At 73.8% G+C, this 2,190-nt stretch carries 3 protein-coding genes; all 3 read left to right on the top strand.

Annotation, left to right across the window (positions count from 1 at the left end; genetic code table 11):
• Positions 1–226 precede the first annotated feature (226 nt).
• Positions 227–709, top strand: a complete 483-nt coding sequence (locus H3C53_13105) for a hypothetical protein (protein MBW7917604.1) — start codon at positions 227–229, stop codon at positions 707–709.
• Between the two features lie 131 nt (positions 710–840).
• On the top strand, positions 841–1,971 hold the full coding sequence (locus tag H3C53_13110; GenBank protein ID MBW7917605.1) for a YcaQ family DNA glycosylase: 1,131 nt from the start codon (positions 841–843) through the stop codon (positions 1,969–1,971).
• 4 nt (positions 1,972–1,975) lie between these two features.
• Positions 1,976–2,190, top strand: a 215-nt coding sequence (locus H3C53_13115; protein MBW7917606.1) for a 4-hydroxy-tetrahydrodipicolinate reductase, incomplete at its 3' end; no start/stop codon positions are given.

A 2,190-nucleotide genomic window follows, 5' to 3' on the forward strand; every position in this document is an offset into this window, starting at 1 on the left:
GTGGCCGCGATGGCGCGGCGGTGGTAATCGGCCACCAGCCCGGCGCCCAGGATGCCGAAACCCCAGGGGGCTCCTCGTGCTGTGCGTCGATCGTTCACATGGCAAGCCTACCGTCATGGTCAATCGCGGCGGCCACGATGTGAAGAGCCGCCCAGCGCCGGCCGAGCCCGGTTCCGTATAGTCTTCGCTACCTCATGCCCGGCCGCTAGTCCGAGGAGGACCCAAGGTGAAACGGTTCGTGACTCTCGCCCGCCGCCCCCACGTGCTCGCTGCGCTCCTGGTACTGGTGGCGCTGACCGCCTGCAGCCGGCCCGCCCCGACCGTGGGCTTCGAGACCCTCTCCTACTGGTGGCGGACGACGCCGAGCGTCAAGCTAGCCGGCTACAGCACCCTCACTCTGGAGTTCACCTTCAAGAGCACCGCCCCGAGCGCCGCCGACTTCACGGGCGACGCGGGCGGGAGCGATCCCGCCGACGAGCTGCAGCTCTGGTCGGTGCCGACGGGCGAGGCGCCCGACGTCACGTTCCTCGAGTTCCCGGCCGGCAGCTACCCGCCCGGTTCGAACCTCTCGTGGAAGGTCGTGGTGGACCTAAAGGCCCTGAGCCAGACGGAGACCGGCATCGCCGTCAGGCCGTCTCCCGCCGTCTTCGGCACGATGGGGCCCGACATGCTGGAGTTGGTCAGCGCCAAGGGCACTCTGCACCGCTGACGCCCGCCCACCGCGCCACCCCGGGTTAGGCTCCTCGCGTGGAGCTCCTGACGGCGCCGGAGGCGCGGCGCGTGTTCCTCGCGGCGCAAGGCCTCGCCGGCCGCCGCCGCGGCCCGGCCGGGCAGCGGCAGATGCGGGCCTACGTGCAGCGCCAGGGCGTACTGCAGCTCGACAGCGTGAACGTGCTGGCGCGCGCCCACTACCTGCCGCTCTTCTCCCGCCACGGACCCTACGACCGGGCGGCGTTCGACGACTACCTCTGGTCGTCCGGCGAGACCTTCGAGCACTGGGGTCACGAGGCGTCGGTCATGCCGCGGGCGCTGCTGCCGGCCCTGCGCCACCGCATGGCGGAGCACGAGCGGCGCTGGCACCGCTACTTCGAGGAGCGGGCAGCGCACGACTGGCGCGCGCTGAGCGCGGCCGTGGAGGACGAGCTGCGGGCCAACGGCCCCCTGACGGCCGCCGACCTGGCGCACCTGGAGGAGAACCCGAAGCGCAAGCGCGGCAGCTGGTGGGACTGGAGCAGCACCAAGGAGGCGCTCGAGTACCTGTTCCGTAGCGGCCGCGCGGCCGTGGCGGGCAGACCGAACTTCCAGCGCCTCTACGGCGCGCCGAGCCGGGTGTGGGGCGAGGACGCGGCCATCCCCGGCCTGCCCGCGGCGGAGGCGAGGCAGGCCCTGTTCGAACGGGCGCTCGGCGCCGCAGGGATCGGGACCGTGGCCGACCTCGCCGACCATTTCCGACTCGGCACCAAGGGAGCCGCGCGGCTGGCACGGTCGGCCGTGGAGCGCGGCGTGGCGCGCTGGGCCCAGGTGGAGGGGTGGCGCGAGCCCGCCCTCCTGCACGAGGGCGCGCGGGATCCCGGTAGGGCGACGGGCGCGGCCCTCCTCTCGCCCTTCGACCCCGCCTGCTGGTACCGGGACCGGCTCGAGCGCATGTTCGGCATGGAGTACCGCATCGAGATCTACACGCCCGCACCCAAGCGCAAGTACGGCTACTACACCCTCCCGTTCCTCCTGGGCGACCAGATGGTGGCGCGCGTGGACCTCAAGGCCGACCGCAAGGCGGGCGCGCTCCTGGTCAAGGCGGCGTGGGGCGAGGAGCGGCCCGCGCCTGGTGCCAGGCGCAAGCCGGACGCTCAGGTGGCGGCGGCGCTCGCTGGCGAGCTGCGGCTCCTGGCGGAGTGGCAGGGGCTCGAGCGCGTGGTGGTCGAGCCGGTGGGCACGCTGGCGGCGCGGCTGGCGCGCGAACCGTTACCCTAGCGGCATGACCGAAGGAAGCTTGAGGGTGTGCCTGGCCGGCGCCACCGGCTGGGCCGGGTCGGCGCTGGCCCGGGGGATAGGTGCGGTGCCCGACCTGCGGTTGGTGGCGGCCGTGGCACGCGCGGCGGCGGGCGCGCCCCTGGCGGCCGCCCTGGGCGACGAGCGCCTGACGGCGCCCGTGTTCGCCACCGCCGAGGAGGCGCTGACCGCCGCGCCCTG

It is taken from the genome of Trueperaceae bacterium (assembly GCA_019454765.1).
Lineage (GTDB): Bacteria > Deinococcota > Deinococci > Deinococcales > Trueperaceae > JAAYYF01.